This window comes from Proteiniphilum sp. X52 (assembly GCF_003712195.1).
Taxonomy (GTDB): Bacteria; Bacteroidota; Bacteroidia; order Bacteroidales; family Dysgonomonadaceae; genus Proteiniphilum.
The window spans coordinates 59,531-75,924 of the sequence record NZ_RDSD01000015.1 but is presented as its reverse complement, the minus strand read 5'-3'; the positions used below and the strand labels follow the sequence as shown (position 1 = coordinate 75,924).

At 47.9% G+C, this 16,394-nt stretch carries 9 protein-coding genes; 2 read left to right on the top strand and 7 right to left on the bottom strand.

Annotated features, from left to right (window positions below; all coding sequences use genetic code 11):
* Positions 1-72 precede the first annotated feature (72 nt).
* The gene (locus tag D7D25_RS12220) at positions 73-1,614 is read left to right on the top strand and encodes a class I SAM-dependent RNA methyltransferase (RefSeq protein WP_122969235.1); all 1,542 of its coding nucleotides are present in this window, start codon (positions 73-75) and stop codon (positions 1,612-1,614) included.
* Here D7D25_RS12220 and D7D25_RS12215 read toward each other — a convergent pair.
* The 7 genes from D7D25_RS12215 to D7D25_RS12185 form a co-directional block, all read right to left on the bottom strand.
* Positions 1,599-2,909 (bottom strand): DUF389 domain-containing protein, encoded by a 1,311-nt coding sequence (locus tag D7D25_RS12215; RefSeq protein WP_122969264.1) that lies wholly within the window; start codon positions 2,907-2,909, stop codon positions 1,599-1,601. The genes D7D25_RS12220 and D7D25_RS12215 overlap by 16 nt on opposite strands.
* A 164-nt stretch (positions 2,910-3,073) precedes the next feature.
* A complete protein-coding gene (bglX, locus tag D7D25_RS12210; protein ID WP_122969234.1) occupies positions 3,074-5,368 on the bottom strand; it encodes a beta-glucosidase BglX in 2,295 nt (764 codons plus the stop codon).
* Positions 5,369-5,574: 206 nt separating this feature from the next.
* The gene (locus D7D25_RS12205) at positions 5,575-6,948 is read right to left on the bottom strand and encodes a glucoamylase family protein (protein ID WP_122969233.1); all 1,374 of its coding nucleotides are present in this window, start codon (positions 6,946-6,948) and stop codon (positions 5,575-5,577) included.
* A 263-nt stretch (positions 6,949-7,211) separates the two neighbouring features.
* Positions 7,212-8,630: a RagB/SusD family nutrient uptake outer membrane protein gene (locus D7D25_RS12200; protein WP_122969232.1), complete on the bottom strand. Its 1,419-nt coding sequence runs from the start codon at positions 8,628-8,630 to the stop codon at positions 7,212-7,214.
* A gap of 19 nt (positions 8,631-8,649) precedes the next feature.
* Positions 8,650-11,763: a TonB-dependent receptor gene (locus tag D7D25_RS12195; RefSeq protein ID WP_122969231.1), complete on the bottom strand. Its 3,114-nt coding sequence runs from the start codon at positions 11,761-11,763 to the stop codon at positions 8,650-8,652.
* Between the two features lie 319 nt (positions 11,764-12,082).
* The gene (locus D7D25_RS12190) at positions 12,083-14,965 is read right to left on the bottom strand and encodes a triple tyrosine motif-containing protein (RefSeq protein ID WP_122969230.1); all 2,883 of its coding nucleotides are present in this window, start codon (positions 14,963-14,965) and stop codon (positions 12,083-12,085) included.
* A 28-nt stretch (positions 14,966-14,993) separates the two neighbouring features.
* A complete protein-coding gene (locus D7D25_RS12185) occupies positions 14,994-15,716 on the bottom strand; it encodes a hypothetical protein (RefSeq protein WP_122969229.1) in 723 nt (240 codons plus the stop codon).
* 202 nt (positions 15,717-15,918) lie between these two features.
* On the opposite strand from D7D25_RS12185, the gene dut reads away from it, so the two are divergent.
* Positions 15,919-16,353, top strand: coding sequence for a dUTP diphosphatase (gene dut / locus D7D25_RS12180; protein ID WP_122969228.1), 435 nt, complete (start codon positions 15,919-15,921; stop codon positions 16,351-16,353).
* Positions 16,354-16,394: the final 41 nt, after the last annotated feature.

Below are 16,394 nucleotides of genomic sequence, written 5' to 3'. Positions count from 1 at the left end.
TAAAAAATAATGTCGATGAGGTAAAATCTCTTCCCGGGTGTTATCTTTGTGCACACATTAAAAGTAGAACGGATGATTGAAAACGAACACTTTCGTGAAGTTGAGAAGAAAACTGCCCCACCGGGATTATCCCACCACGAGGGGATGACCGGCCATCATGAGCAATTTCCGATGATCGCCAAAACACTGGCGGAACTGGAAGATGTGCTCGCGGAAGAACTCATCGCGCTGGGTGCGGACAATGTGGAGCTGGGTACCCGAATGGTGTCGTTTAGCGGTGATAAGGCGCTGATGTATAAGGCGAATGTGCATTGCCGTACGGCGTTGCGGATCCTGAAACCTTTTTACACATTCAAGGCGGAGAGCGCCGATGAGGTATACGAGGCGGTGAAAAGTTTCAACTGGGATGATTACCTCTCTTTAGAAACAACGTTCTCCATCGATGCCGTAGTCTTCTCACATATTTTCACTCATTCCAAATTTGTGGCATACAGGGTGAAGGATGCCATTGCCGACTGGTTCAATGAGAAGTATGAAAAACGTCCTTCGGTAAGCGTGTCTAATCCCGATATCATGTTGCATATCCATGTGGCGCATAACAAATGTACCCTTTCGTTGGATAGTTCGGGGGAGTCGCTCCATAAACGGGGTTACCGGGTAGCACAGGGAGACGCTCCGCTGAACGAGGTGCTGGCGGCCGGCATGATCCTGAAATCGGGCTGGAGAGGGGAATGTGACTTTATCGATCCGATGTGTGGCTCGGGAACATTGTTGATTGAAGCGGCCATGATCGCTCTGGGCATCCCTCCGGGTATCCACCGGCCCCGTTTCGCTTTCGAAAAATGGGGGGATTTCGACAGTGAACTTTTCAGCACTATATATAACGATGAGTCGCAGGCGCGGGAATTCAACCACCGCGTCATGGGTTTCGATGTGTCGCCCAAAGCCATTGCTATGGCCGAGAAGAATGTGAAGAATGCGGGACTGAAAAAATATATTGATCTGGAGGTGAAACCGTTTCAGCAATTCACCGAAGCGCCTGCGCCCGAAGGTATGCTGATGACCAATCCTCCTTACGGGGAACGGCTTAAAGTAGAGGACCTGGATGAACTCTATTCGATGATCGGTGAGCGGCTGAAACACGTCTTTCCGGGATATCGCGCTTATGTGCTGAGTTACCGGAAGGAGTCGTTCGATGCCATCGGACTCAGGCATGCGAATCGGTTCTTTCTCTATAACGGCGCGTTGGAGTGCGAGATGCGTGAGTACGAGATCTTTTCCGGAAAACGTGATGACCGCCCGGCAAAGGGATCCTCTGGTGAAAGAGGCAGGTCGGGAGGGTATGAGGCGCGCTACGAAAGGAATTCCAGGGAGGGTTACCGTCGCTCCCAACGTGCAGGAGAGGCCGGGAGGGAGAAACCCCGGGATGAATACCGCCGTAAAAGGAGTGAGGATGATCAGGACAGATCTTTCAAGCCGGATAAACCCTTCAAATCCCGGGAACGCTCCGCGTCTCGTGGCGACGACAGCAGGGAGACCCGTTTCGGCAATTCGGGAGACAAACCCTTCAAATCCCGTGAGCGGGGAAAGATGGGGTTTCAGAAGAAAAAGTAGGTTTTGGCAGCCTTGTTATCGAGCCGCACCTGTATCCATTCGGATATCTTTTTTTGTTCACTCCGGCCGATCGCTTTCCCGGATGTGAAAATGACAACAGGCAACCGCTGCGAGTGGATGGTATCACCAAAAACGATCGACTCGGCATACGAACAACTTTCTATCTGCGGATAGATCTGTTTGATCTCCTTTAACAGATGCTCACCCAAGGCGGGGATATTGTGGATGCTGTCCAGCCTCAATTGGGTTTTTTGCAGGGAGGCGTTAGTGATACTCAGCCTGTTCTCCAGTTCCTGCGCTTCCGTCAGATAGCGGTTGGTGCTTTGCTGCAGTATATCGGCGTCCACCCCTTTGATAATGTTGATCTTGGAAGTATCCAACTGAAAAATAAGCGCCTTGTCTTTTAATTGCGCCAATTCTGCTTCGGTGGGGCCGTATCCGGAATAGAGCAGTGAGATGGTCTGCAGGTTCTGGTCGACCTTGGCCTCTATCAGGTAACTTCCGTTGAGTACGGAGACGGATTGGAGGTAACGGTTGGTCTTCTCTGAGAAACGCTCCTTTTCCACCAGGTTGTAACCAAAGATAATGCTGGGTACGATGGTGATGAGCAATATGGTGGTGATGATGCTGTTCACCCTTTTCCGGTGGTTGGGATGGATGAAACTGCTGATGGGGAATTTGAGGATCTGGCAGACGAACAGTGCCGCTACGGCGATAAATACCGTGTTGATGGTGAAGAGATAGAGGGCGCCGAAGAAAAAGTTGAACTGCAGGGTGGCAAGCCCGTATCCGGCCGTACATAAGGGGGGCATCAGGGCGGTAGCGATAGCTACTCCCGGGATCACGTTCCCTTTCAACCTGCTGCTGATCGCCAGTATGCCTGCCAGTCCCCCGAAAAGGGCGATGAAAACATCGTAGATGGTGGGGCTGGTGCGTGCCAGCAGTTCGGAGTGAGCCGTGTTGACGGGTGTGATGGTGAAATAGAGTGTTGAGGTGAGCAGGCTGACCGCGACGGCAAAGGAGAAATTCTTTATCGACCGGTGGAACAGGCGCCAGTCATATATTGCGATGCTGTAGCCCATCCCGTTGATGGGGCCCATCAGCGGCGAGATAAGCATCGCGCCGATGATGACGGCCGTCGAGTTCATGTTCAACCCGACCGACGCTACCAGGATGGCACACATTAAAATCCATAAGTTGGTGCCTTTAAAGACAATCCCTTTCTCAATCTCGGCATGGATCGCCTCAAAGTCTTCCAGTTCTTTTCTGATATCGAAATAACCAATTAAACTCATGCTGTCGTAAGCGAATGAAAAACACAACTACCCCGGAGTTGCCTGTCCCGTGGCAACTGTTTTGATGGTTCAAAGATGCGAAAAATAATTGAAAAGGGAAGATGTTTCTGTTTTTTTTCTTCCGGTCTGTTGAATTTTTGTGCCAATAAGAATAGTATCAATTTTCACTCAATCCGGAAATCAATCTCGTTGGAATTATCGGCGGCATGTTGGGCCACCCAGAGTTTCATGTTGCCGGGCTCTGTCTTTTTCCGCATGTCGATACCGTAAAAAGCCAGATCCCCGGAAGCCAGTTCGAAGGCTACCTGTTTGGACTTGCCCGCTGGTAAGGCGACCTTTTGAAATCCTTTCAGCTCTTTCACCGGGCGGGTTACACTGGCCACGAGCTGGCGGGTGTAGAGTTGTACCACAATCTCGCCATCGACCTCCCCTGCATTCCTTACATTGGCTGTCACAGTAATCTTGTCGTCCTCAGTTTTCAGTGTCTTTTTATCGAGCTGGGCATTACCGATCTCGAACGTGGTATAGCTCAGTCCGTATCCAAAAGGATAAAGGGGCGTGATGGAGGTGTCGAGGTAGTTGGATTTGTAGTCCACCGACTCATTATCCAGATCCACCGGCCGGCCGGTATTCTTCCGGTTGTAGTAAATGGGGACTTGGCCGATGTTCCGGGGGAATGACATCACCAATCGTCCCGACGGGTTGTAATCGCCCGCGATCACGTCGGCTATGCCGTGCCCTCCCTGTGTGCCGGGGAACCATGCTTGCAGGATAGCGTCCATTGTTTCATCTTCCCAGGAAAGGTCGAGCGGACGTCCGCTCAGGGTGACCAGCACCACCGGTTTGCCGGTTTCCTTCAATGCCCTTAGCAGTTGGCGTTGGGGTTCGGGCAGGCGTATGTCGGTCCTTACGGCTGCTTCACCCGACCAGTTGAAATCTTCTCCCATCGCGGCGATCACGATATCGGCACGCCGTGCGGCCGCTACCGCTTCGGCTATCTTTGCCGGAGTGGTTTCGGTGATGGAGGCTCCTTCCGCATAGACAAGTCTTACCGTGGAGCCTTCATATTTCTCGGTGAGTCCTTTCAGTAGGGGGACGCTCTTATTTCGGTCACCCAACCCGGCCCATTCGCCATTGAGGTTGATGGAGTCATTCATCAACGGACCGATTAAGGCGACTGTTTTCCCGCTTTCTTTGGTGACGGGAAGGGTTTGGTTATCGTTCTTCAGCAGCACTACCGACGATGCCACGGCTTTTCGTGCGGTCTCCATGAATTCGGGTGTCATCGTGTTTTGCTTTGCCCTTTCCTCGTCGAGGTAACGGTAGGGATCGTCGAAGAGACCCAGCAGGAATTTCATCTCAAGGATGCGGCGTGCGGCGGTGTCGATACTTTTTTCAGCTACTTTTCCTTCTTTAACCGACGCTGTCAGGTGTTTAATAAAGGTGGCACCGGTCATGTCCATATCGATCCCCGCGTTTACCGCCAGTTCCGCGGCCTGTTTTTCGTCCCTTGCCACCCCGTGGGGCACCAGTTCGTTCACGCCGGTGTAATCGCTGACCACAAACCCTTTGAATCCCCATTCGTCACGCAGCACCTCGGTCATCAACCACCGGTCTGCGGTAGCCGGTACACCGTTGATCTCGTTAAAGGAGGCCATGAAAGTACCCACGCCTGCTTCGTGTGCTGCCCGGTAGGGCGGCAGATATACATTCCGGAGGGTATGCTCCGACAGTTCGGCTGTGTTATAATCCCTGCCCGACTCGGCGGCACCGTAAGCCGCCAGGTGTTTGCCTGTGGCCAGGAGCGTGGTGAGTTCACGCAGGGAATTGACGTCTCTTCCTCCCTGAAAGCCGAGCACCCTGGCTTCCGCCACCTTGCTACCCAGATAGGGATCTTCGCCGGCACCTTCCATTACCCGGCCCCAGCGGGCGTCGCGGCCAATATCGACCATAGGAGCGAAGGTCCAGTTGATCCCGTCGGATGCCGCTTCGATAGCGGCGATCTCTGCGGTCCGTCGCATCATTTCCAGATCCCAGGAGCAGGCTTCTGCCAGTGGGATGGGGAAGATGGTTTTATAGCCGTGGATCACATCCTGTCCGAAGAGGATCGGGATACCCAGCCTGGTTTCTTCGACGGCAATTTGCTGCATCCGACGGATCCCCTCTACAGAGGTCGCATTGAAGATACTGCCTATCAGTCCTTTTTCCAGATAGGGTTGGAAGTCATCGGACATCACCGGGCCGGTGATCGACCAGTTGGCGGAGAACTGCGTCATCTGGCCGATCTTTTCTTCGAGTGTCATCAGTTTCAGTAGTGAATCCACCCGCTGCTCAATCCGCTTGTCGCCACTAAAGCTTTGCCACTTGCCACCTCCCGCGGTACCGGATGAAGGTGATCCGCAAGCGGCAAGCAGGATCACCGCCACCGCATATCCTATTGAGGTAATGTATTTTCCCATTTTTTGTCGTTTCTATTGATTATGTGTATGTTAATTATGAATTACCAATTACTGATTACTGATTACCAATTACCAATTACCAATTACCAATTACCAATTACTAATTACTGATTACCAATTACTAATTATCAATTCTTCATTCTTCCCTCTTCACTCTTCATTCTTCATTCTTCATTCTTCATTCTTCCCTCTTCATTCTTCATTTTTCATTTTTCATACGTGAATCCCAGTTTCTTCAATCCTTCCTGGATTTCAGGTGCCCCCATGAACAGGTTCCAGAGCAATCCGGTACGGTAGTTCTCGATCATTGGCGTGATGGTGAGCTGGTCAATGGCCAGGTATCGTCGCGGATACCAGTTGTCCTGTATGCTGAACGCGTCGTAGAAACCATATTTACCCCATATCTTATCGCCCAGGTCGGAATAGAAGTGCTTCAATGCTCTCATCGACTGTTGGGGTGTGTAGGGAAAACTCGACAATGCCGCTGTAGGTGTGATTACGCCCAGGTCATTCTTCACCGGCATATGGGCCGAATAACCGTCCACTGAATAGCTGGCGGTCAATCCCCAGCAGTTATCTCCGTACCCTTCAAACCCTTTGGGGTTCTCCACGCAGTACTCATAGTTGATCAGCGCATGATTCCTGTTGAGTTGCCAATAATCGGCATATTGGTCTTTCAATCCTTCCGGGCTGAGACCGATATGGGAATAGTGCGACCAAAACAGAGGCCCCCCGTATTCTTCCGCCCCGTTATGCTTCAATATCAGTGGGTGGCCATAGGCCACGGCTTCGCTTTTGATATCGCCGCCACGGGCCCATCCGTTGTGGTAAGCCGAAGCCGGGATAGAATGGGTGGGTGAGGAGGCTGCCAGGATATAGGTGATAAGGCATTCGTTGTATCCTTCCAGGGGGAAGTTCATCTCCCAGCCGTATTCGGGGCTCCAGTGCCAGTAAAGCACATCCTGTCCGTTCAGGTACCATGTCCAGTCCATTTCCCGCCAGAGAGTATCGATCTTTCCCGCCAGTTGTTTTTCGCTCTCGTTTCCCTCCTTAAAATATTCCCGCGCGCAGAGCAAGCCTTGCATAAGAAAAGCGCTTTCTACCAAATCGCCGCCGTTGTCTTTTTGTCCGAACGCCCTTACTTTTCCTGTGGGGCCGTGCAGCCAGTGAGGCCAGACACCGTGGAAGCGATCTGCAGCAGCCAAGTAGTCGGCTATCTTATGTAACCGCTCAACACCCTCTTCACGGGTGATAAATCCACGGTCGATACCGACGAGCAAGCCGGCGATGCCAAAGCCGCTCCCCCCTGTGGTGATCACATCCGCATCGTTTTGGGGATAAACACCATCCATGTGAATACGTTCCGGAGCCAACCCCGATATGGGTTCCGCCCCTTCCCACATATAATTGAAATGGGTTTTTTGGATGAAATCGAGAAACTCGTCATCCGATGTGAAGGCAACGGGATAACTCTCTTCTCCCGTTGCGGCCGGCTCCCTTTTACTGCTGTTGTCGCACGCTATGAGAAAAATGCCGCCGATAACCAGTGCGATGATCGGTAAGAATTTGCGATTGTTCATCTTTTTATTGGTTGTATTATTTTTTTCTTTGTTGGAACAGCCATGATATGGTATTGGAAACGGGAGGTTCTTCTTTACACCCGCAAGAAGTCCAAAAAATTATCCCAAGAAGTAACAGAAAACCATTCAATTGTTGAAAGCTTGTTTTTCCCATACCACCGATTTACTTTTTATAATGCTCTTTATTTTCAGATCTACAAAAGAGGAAAGAAAAAGGGAGGTTTGACTCCCTTTTTCCTTATTTTCCGCTTTATGGATACGAGTTACCAATTTGGATTTTGCGTCATTTCCGGTGTATCTATCAATTGTTGATTAGGAATGGGAAATAATTCGTGTTTACCGATGACAAAGGTTTTGTTGTCCGCAGCCATAGCCTCCCGAGCTTGACCTGTCCGAACGAGGTCGAACCAACGGTCGTGTTCAAAGGCGAGTTCCAATCGGCGTTCTTTCCAGACAGCTCTTCGAAGTTCGGCCTGATCTGTCGTCCTAACTGCCGGCAGATTTACCCGGTCACGAATAGTATTTAATGCTGCCAACGCTTCGGAAGTGCGTCCCAACTCATTTGCCGCTTCCGCCTGTATAAGATAAATCTCTCCCAAGCGCAGGTATCTTATATTCTTATCGGTATCATCAGCTCCTTTGTTAGCGCTTGAATAGGCTTTATAATTATACATCGGATTTTCCGTGTTCCCTACAACATATCCGTCGTACAATGTGGAGTTGCGGAATATGATAGTCGCATCCCGCCGGATCTCATCACCCTCATCATTGAATGCTGTCAAGAGATTCTCTGATGGCGTGTTGAACCCCCATCCCCATCCGGTAGTACCGCGTGCTCCCTGGGTTTGGGAGTATTGTTGTACACCATGTGCAATGGATTCACCGCGTGCCTGTATCTCGAAGAGTGACTCCGAAGAGTTTTCTCCTTCCACCCGCCAGATCATAGAATAATCATCCAACAGACTATAATTATATTCAGAAGAATTGATCACGGCGGTAGCCGCATCATAGGCTTGCTGCCATTTTCCCTGATACAGATAGACTTTTGACAGCAGTCCATGTGCCGCACCTTTGGTTGCACGGCCAAGATTGGCGCTGTTGTAAGATGCTGGCAATACTTGCATTGCTTCGGTAAGATCCTGTTCAATGAAAGCATAGACTTCCTCCTTGGACGCCCTGTTCGTGTTGTCAATATGCTGAAGGGTAACGTCTCCCCAACCTCTTACCAGCCAGAAATAGCATACCGCGCGTAGGAATTTACTTTCGCCGATAAGCCTGTTTTTATAAGCTTCGTCCGTAAGACCGTATGATTCTGCATATTCAATTGCTTGGGTAGCACGGCCTATTGTTTTATACCAGCGCGACCACATAGCACTAAGTGATCCTGCGGTGCTGGTAAAAGTAAGTTCATCAAACAGATTCTTATCGGCACCGCTATCGGAGGGAGAACTTCCCTTGTCTGCGTTATCCGATATTATTTCTGTTACCGCAAGGAAGGAGAATGCATAATCCCAATCCGTGAACATACCGTAAATGCCATTGACGAATTGCTCAGGAGTATAATTCTCTTCACTATCTTCAGCTTCGATCTTTTCCTTCGAGTCGATATCCAGAAAATCACTGCATGACGACAACAAAAAGATACCCGCTAAAATGAATGTTATATTGAAATATTTTTTCATGATGTAATGTTTGTATGAGTTAGAATTGCAGATTTATACCGAATAGGAAATTACGGGTTGTGGGATAAGCTGAAAGTTCAATGCCCGGAGTAAGGCTCGGGTTTCCGTCGGAACTGATTTCGGGTGTGAATCCCGAATATTTAGTAAACATAAACGGATTTTGCGCCGTGGTATATAGTCTCAGACTTGTGCCTTGTGCCACTAAATCATTGAATGTGTAACCCAAAGTAATATTGTTGATACGGAAAAAAGCTCCGCTTTCAAGATAGTAGGAGGATGCGATAGGCGCCCTATTGGGGCCGGGATGAATATTGGTAGAGCCCGCTCCCGTCCACCGGTTTCTATATGTTTCATAGGCAATATTCTCACCACCGTTGATGCGACCGTATTTTAATCCGTTATAAACTTTATTCCCTGCCACGCCATATCCATCGATACCGAAATCAAAGTTTTTGTACTCGAGATTCAGATGTACTGCATAATTGCTGGAAGGAAGATAGGAGCCGAGGTATATTTTATCCCGATCGTCGATAAGCCCGTCACCGTTCTGATCTTTATACTTCAATTGCCCCGGTTGAGCTGTTCCATAGACGGCATTGGCATTATCGATTTCCTCCTGTGTTTGCCATACACCGTCAGCTTCAAACATCCACCATGCATAAAGTGGTTGGCCATCCTGTAAACGTTTCGATATTTGTCCGTCTGCCAGGCTGCCTCCGATTGCTCCATTGTATGTATCTCTTACTTCAAGCACCTGGTTTTTATTATAGGAATAGTTTGCCCCTATTTCATAAGTCAGGCCATTGGCTAACTGGTCGCTCCATCCAATGCTGAACTCAATACCGGCATTTCGTACTTTCGCTCCATGATCATAAAACTGGCCTTCAAATGTTGAATTCAATACCGGATTTATCAGTAATATAGCATTGGTATTTGTCTTATTATAGTAATCGAGGCTTCCGGAGAGTCTTTGATTCATAAAGGTATAGTCCACGCCGAAACCCCATTCTCTGGTGACTTCCCAGCTTAAATCCATGGCGGGGGTACCGAATCTGGCACCATATACTAGATTTTGTTCTGCCCCGAAGACATAATTCATGTTTGCACTACCCGGATCAGTCAGTATTTGTGAAACGTTCAGGGGGATGTTATGATTCCCCAATTCACCCCAGGTCCCTTTTAATTTCAGGTGATCAATGAATGCGACGTCATTCATGAACTCTTCCTGTGATATAGTCCACCCCAATCCAACAGAAGGAAAGGTACCCCAGTAATCCTTATTCTGTTTGAAAGTGCTGGCTCCGTCTCGTCTTAATACTGCAGAAATATAGTATCTATGATCGAAATTGTATTGCAGACGACCGAAATAGGAGGCGATGGCGGTGGGTGTATAGCCGAACTGAGCCACTTCTGTTTCGTAATCACCGGATACCATGCTGAGGTTCCAGTACTGTGGTTTTTGTGGGACTTCATATCCTCTCAATGTGCTTTCATAGCCAATCCCGTATTTTTCACGGGAGAGACCCAACACCGCTTCCACATTGTGACGGTTGAAACTCTTGTTAAATGTGGCAAAACCTTCCCAAGTCCAGCGGAAAGTCTCGATATCTTTTAATCGGAGCGAATTTACCGCATAGGAGGTCACTGTCGGGTTTGCTTCTTTAAGTGCCAGGAATTCCGCTTCGGTACGTGCCGGATCTGCGCTTAACCATCCGTCTTTGATATCTGAGAACTGCCTGTTCTTATTATAATATTTGGTTCCTCCAAAACGAGAGTTTACTTTCAGGAAATCGGTTATCTTAAATTCTCCTTCAAAACCCCCTTGTAGTGTAATCACCGATTCCCTTTCATTATTTTGTGCCACATTGTAGACCGGATTACCTATGGAGTTCAGTGAGCCGATTACATCTCCGGGGGCCCCTTCATAATTGACAATACCGGTTGTAGTATTGACAAAAGGTCTTCCCCATTTTCCATTGTTATAATGGACCGGAACGAGAGGTGACTGCCGGTAAGCCTCATTGAAGGCTCCGAACGGTTTTTTCACTTCGTTTGAAAAGGATAAGTTCAACGTCTGATTCAGTTTAAGGCGATTGTCAAAGAATGAATATTCATTATTATTCCTAATGGTAGATCGCCTGTAATTCTGGTTGTCCAGTAGCCCGTCTTCATCATAGTAATTATAACTTACATAATAACGGACGTTCTCTCCTCCCCCGGTTACTGATACCAGGTTATTTGTTACCACACCCGGGCGGATAAGTTCATCATACCAGTCGGTATTATAAGGTTGAGAAGAAGCATTCTGTAATTGAATCGGAGTTGCCAACATCGATTGATTCTGGTTGTAATGCTCAATATATTGTTGAGCATTGGCCATCTGTACCTTGTTCAGGATATTTTTGACACCTACGTATGATTCAACTCCAACCTTGGGTTTTCCCGACTGCCCTTTCTTGGTTGTGATGAGGATAACGCCGTTGGCTGCTCTAACCCCATAAATAGATGCGGATGCAGCATCTTTCAACACATCCATCGATACAATATCCGACGCACTGATATTCCTGATGTCCGTCACAGGAAAGCCGTCTACGATATATAGAGGATCACGCCCTCCCAATGCTGTTCCCAAACCACGGATTACTACTGTGGGTGCTGATCCTGGAGCGTCATTGTTGACGATATTCACACCCGATATCTTTCCCTGTGCAGACTGTAAAGGGTTTAGAGCGGGTTGCCTGGATATTATGTCCTCTCCCACGCTGGCGATTGATCCCGTCAAATCGATTTTCCTTGCCGTACCATACCCTATCACTACCACCTCTTCCAGCGCCTGTACATCTTCGCTGAGAGTAACATTTATAGTGGTACGCCCATTGACGGGCTCCTCGAGGGTCTGCATCCCTATGTAGCTAAAGACCAGGGTTGCGTCATTTGGTACATTCGGTAGGGAGTAATTCCCGTCCATATCGGTTACGGTACCATTAGAAGTACCTTTCACTAGCACGGTGACCCCTATGGCGGGCTCTCCTGTGGCTCCTTCCTTCACTGTTCCCGAAACGGTTATCTGCTGGGCAGATAAGAGAATGGAACAGAAGAGAAAACTAATTACTGTTGCAATTTTCAGTTTCATGGATCCTTTTTTAATTTGTTCAATAAAATTTCAGTTGTTTTCTATACTCGACAAAGTCAAGTAAATCATTCTTCCCCCTATGGCATAGGATAAGTTTGCTTACACTATCCCATATTGATGACTCTAATGCATTCACAATAGATATGTGAACAAAAGTAAGGAGGGTGTGGTGCTGCGGGAAAATAAAAAACCTCATTAAAAGTACGCTATGTTATATAACATATTTTTAAAGGGTACTTTTTTACTACTTCTTTATGTGTTAACTGTTTGTTTTTCAGTTATGTGAAAAGATTTAACTTGCGGTCTTTGTAGTACTTTATTATTGGAACTTGATCATAAAATCCACCAGATTATCGGTTTCCGAAAGATTCAGTTTCTTACGTAAACGATATCGGGCTGCTTCTACGCCGCGGATGGAGATGTGAAGCATTTCTGCAATTTCTTTCGATGAATAGTTTAATCTGAGCAGCGAGCATACCTTCAGGTCGGCAGGGGTGAGCGACGGATACCTTTCTTTGAGCTTACGGAAAAAATTCTCATGGATCAGGTCGAAATTGTTTTGAAACAGATTCCATTCATCTTCCTCGGGAAGATTCTTCCCGATCATGGTGAGGAGTTCGTTTCCTTCAGTGCGGTTGACTTTTCCGGCGAGAATAAGCGACTGAATACTTTCCCGTAAGCTCTTTAAAAATTCAGAGTGGTTAATCAGCATCATGGCGGCGCTGGCCAACTCCTTACCTTTGTGGATTAGCTCCGCCTCCAGTTTTTCGTTTTGTAATGTGGTAATCTCTTTTTCCTGCCGTTCTATTTGGGCAAGGCGCCTTTTCTCCTGTTCCTCGAAAAGTTTTTGTTTCTTGCGGATAACTCTGCGTATATGTTTTTTTATGAGAAATCCCGCCAAGGACCCGATAATGAGGGAATATATCAGATATGCCCACCATGTTTTGTACCATGGGGTTTGAATGCGGAATGAATAGTTTACCGTGGATAGGATCTTTCCCGAACTGTCTTTTACACGCGCGTGCAAGATATAATCGCCTGCGGGGAGATTATACCAAGCGGCCGATCTGTTGCCATTTGTACTTAGCCAGCGGCTATCATATCCCTGCAAATAACTTTCTACCTGAAATATCTTTTTTGAGAATTCGGGATACAGGAACCTGAAGGCAATGTTGTTACTCTGGTAACCGAGTATACCCTTTTGAGAGGGATCGAGATAAAAGAGCTGATCGTTATTCCGGTTGTGAAAGGTTATGGATGCGATTTGCAGGTCTGTCTTCACTTCCGGTTGTGCATCAGAGAACGAATATTTCCCTATTCCCCCGTTCATGCAGAAGTAGGAGTTATTGTCACCGGTTACCAGCAGGTTGGCTCTCCCTGCATTGGGCGGGTTATTCAGGATACTGTAGGGTATGCGGTCTTTGATAACATATTTGCTTTCACTATATTCCACCAGCACATACTCTTTATGACGAATGAACCAAAAGAGGTTGTCGTTCACGGGAACGATACGGTGGGTATCGGCAAATCCGGGCAGGTCATTGGTCAACAGATCGAAAGGAATGATCTTATGACCGATATCATCATAAGTGAAGAAACGGTGACCGTCGGCAAAAACAATCCTGCCTCGCAGTTTCATGACCTTGACAGGCCGGTAGGTAGAGACCTGCGTACTGTCGAACGACAAATAATTCTCTATCTCAACCACCTTCCGAAGATCGCTGTCGAGTTTCAAGCGGTATACGCCCTTGTACATATGTCCTGCCCAAATGTTTCCGGCATGATCAATTTCAAGGTTTTTGATCAGATCTGAAAAGCCTTCCACGGCATGGCTGAAAATCCAGTTGCCCGAAGAGTTCCGTGTGTAGACAAACAAAGAGGTATAGGAGGATTCCAGCAAAATATCCCTGCCGTTGACGGTCGCCCGTTTCATGTCCATGCCCCCTGTGCGGGCTCCTTCGATGCGCACTTCACGAAGATCCCGCAGGAGCGAAGTGCCCAGGTTATGCCCCACGAAGACCTGATTGTCGAAACTTTTGATGAACCAAGACTGGATATCGAATTCGGGAATGCGGAAGAGATTCTTGTCGGTGTCGGAATAACTGTAAACCCCTTGGTTGGTGGCCAGGTAGAGGCGGTTGTCGTGAAACAGGATGTCTTCTACCGGCCCGATCTGGCTATCAGCCGGTTCAAAAAAAGATAAAGGGGAATGTGTCCTGATGTTGGAGATGCCGTTGTCGAGGGCGGCCCAGACTGTGTGGTCGCGGTCTCTGAACAATGCCAGTACGGTGTTGTTGTTGAGCCCGTTGCCCCGGTCAATGTGCCATATTTTCTCCCCATCCTTGCCGATCGCGAAAATGCCGCTGTTGATTGTCCCGAAGATGTATGAATCGCCCGAGGCGATAGCACGGTTAATCGTACTTTGTTGCAGTTCATCCCAGGCGGAAATATTCCATGGCGTTAATGTATAATCTTCTTCGGAAAAGCGGTATAACCCGTTTTTGGAAGTGACCAACAGCCAGTCCTCCTCATAGGGGAGCAGGGCTATCACATTATCGTTATTCCACCGCTCACGTGTAAATACCGGATGAAAGTGCTCACCGTCGAAGAGGCAGAAACCGTTGCCGATCAGTTGCGCGAACATTTTTTCTCCCGCCGGGAAAAAGTATAAGACTGCGGGGTAGGGCTTTTGGATCTGAATCTCCTGTCCGTCGTAGACAAAGATTGCCGAAAATGACTGAAAATAGAGTTTTCCGTTAAACGGGTGTATGCCCCATATCTCATCATTATGGAACTGGTGATCCTCCACATTGTGCCTGAGAGAGTGATAGGTAAGTTGATTGGTTTCGTTGGGCTCGAAATAACCGAACTCCTCGAAAGAGCCCACGTAGATACGTTCGTTACTGTTGTGCGAGTCGATATGGATTGATTTAACGGAGAGGTTATTAGGCAGACTATGCAAGTTCCAGTTGACACCGTCATAACTGAGCATTCCGTTATCGTTGCCGAAATACATCACCCCATTGCTCCCCTGGGCGATGGCCCAGTTTTGGTTACCGGCGTTATAAAGGTCGGTTGTGTAGTTGTAGACGGGAGGGATAAAGGGTATCTCCCGGGCGGCTGACGACACGGAAAAAGTGATGAAGATCACGGTGAAGAGCGCCGCGCAAAACAGTTTTCCACATGCCGGTTGTATCGTCATATCTGAATATCAGCGGATTTACAGGAGTTTATCTTTTCTTCAGCATATTCTCAATCTCTTTTTCGCTTAACACTTTCACATTGGTGAAAAGGAATTTGGGTTCGAGAAAATTACCGTATTGGTTGCATTCGGTGACAGCGTCATTGAGACTCGATTTTACATCCTTGTTGAAAGGGAAAAGCATCAGAATGGTAAAGTAATTTTCCCTGATATCAAATTTCTCAATGACCACCTCTGCTTTTTGCAGTTGAAAGGTGAATTCACGTTCCACCATCTCTTTCTGCAAACTGGTAAAGTGCTGCCTGTCATTGGTCGTGAAAAGCGCGAAGAAACGCAGTTTCTTGTCCTGTCCACCCAATCCGGAGGAGATATATACCTGCTGGTGGCCGGAAAGGTCCGAACTGAGTACGATGCGGCTGCTTACCAACGCCATGGACGACCAGTGTAGCAACTCCGGTTCCAGCGGGCTGCTGTGATAGGTCTCGATGGAACGGTAAGCCCCCACGTCGGGGATGGATGCCAATAGGGTTAGACTTCTCTTTTTACGCTCGATAGACTCGTCGGGCGAAAATAATATGGCCACTTCATCGTCACGCACAAAGGGGCTGTTCTCCCTTCGTAAACGGTCGAAATACCTGAAATAGTTCATTTGTTCCTCAATGGGTACCAGGTCCTCGAGAATATGGAAGGAGTCTATGCCTTGTTCATTCAGTGTCTGGCGCAATTTTGCCAAAAGATCATCGTCACTCATAGTTACAAAGATAAAACTTTTTCGTCAAGTGAGGGCAGAACAAATATATTTGTTTTTCCGAACGATGAAAAAGTCTAACTTCAGTGAACTTTTTCGTCAAGTGAAGGCGGAACCATATTTATTTCATTAAATTTCATCAAATAGCCTCCTAATTCCTCGGAATTGTATAAATTCGCAGGATTAAACAGAATAGACGTTTCTGATGGAAATTAAAATAGTCAATAAGTCACGGCATCCTTTACCCGAATATGCTACTGCTTCCGCAGCCGGTATGGATTTGCGCGCGAATTTGGAAGAATCTATAGTATTGAAACCGCTTGAACGGACATTAGTGCCCACCGGTATTTATATTCAACTGCCAGAAGGGTATGAAGCCCAGATCCGTCCCCGTAGCGGATTGGCCATCAAACATGGTATTGGAATAGTGAATGCTCCCGGGACCATAGATGCGGATTATCGCGGTGAAATAAGGGTGATCCTGGTGAATCTTTCGAATGAGGACTTCACCATACAAGACGGAGAGCGTATCTGTCAGATGGTGATTGCGGAGCATGCCCGCGTGGAGTGGGACGCTGTGGACTCACTCGATGAAACGGAGCGCGGCGCCGGAGGGTTCGGCCATACCGGCAGGCAGTAAACCCATGACTATTTCGTTAAGCGAATACAAAGGCAAAACTT

Excerpts from the sequence above, each read along its gene's own strand:
- dut (WP_122969228.1), top strand. The coding sequence starts at position 15,919 with ATGGAAATTAAAATAGTCAATAAGTCACGGCATCCTTTACCCGAATAT.
- D7D25_RS12205 (WP_122969233.1), bottom strand. The coding sequence starts at position 6,948 with ATGAACAATCGCAAATTCTTACCGATCATCGCACTGGTTATCGGCGGC.
- D7D25_RS12195 (WP_122969231.1), bottom strand. The coding sequence starts at position 11,763 with ATGAAACTGAAAATTGCAACAGTAATTAGTTTTCTCTTCTGTTCCATT.
- D7D25_RS12190 (WP_122969230.1), bottom strand. The coding sequence starts at position 14,965 with ATGACGATACAACCGGCATGTGGAAAACTGTTTTGCGCGGCGCTCTTC.
- D7D25_RS12220 (WP_122969235.1), top strand. The coding sequence starts at position 73 with ATGATTGAAAACGAACACTTTCGTGAAGTTGAGAAGAAAACTGCCCCA.
- bglX (WP_122969234.1), bottom strand. The coding sequence starts at position 5,368 with ATGGGAAAATACATTACCTCAATAGGATATGCGGTGGCGGTGATCCTG.
- D7D25_RS12185 (WP_122969229.1), bottom strand. The coding sequence starts at position 15,716 with ATGAGTGACGATGATCTTTTGGCAAAATTGCGCCAGACACTGAATGAA.
- D7D25_RS12215 (WP_122969264.1), bottom strand. The coding sequence starts at position 2,909 with ATGAGTTTAATTGGTTATTTCGATATCAGAAAAGAACTGGAAGACTTT.
- D7D25_RS12200 (WP_122969232.1), bottom strand. The coding sequence starts at position 8,630 with ATGAAAAAATATTTCAATATAACATTCATTTTAGCGGGTATCTTTTTG.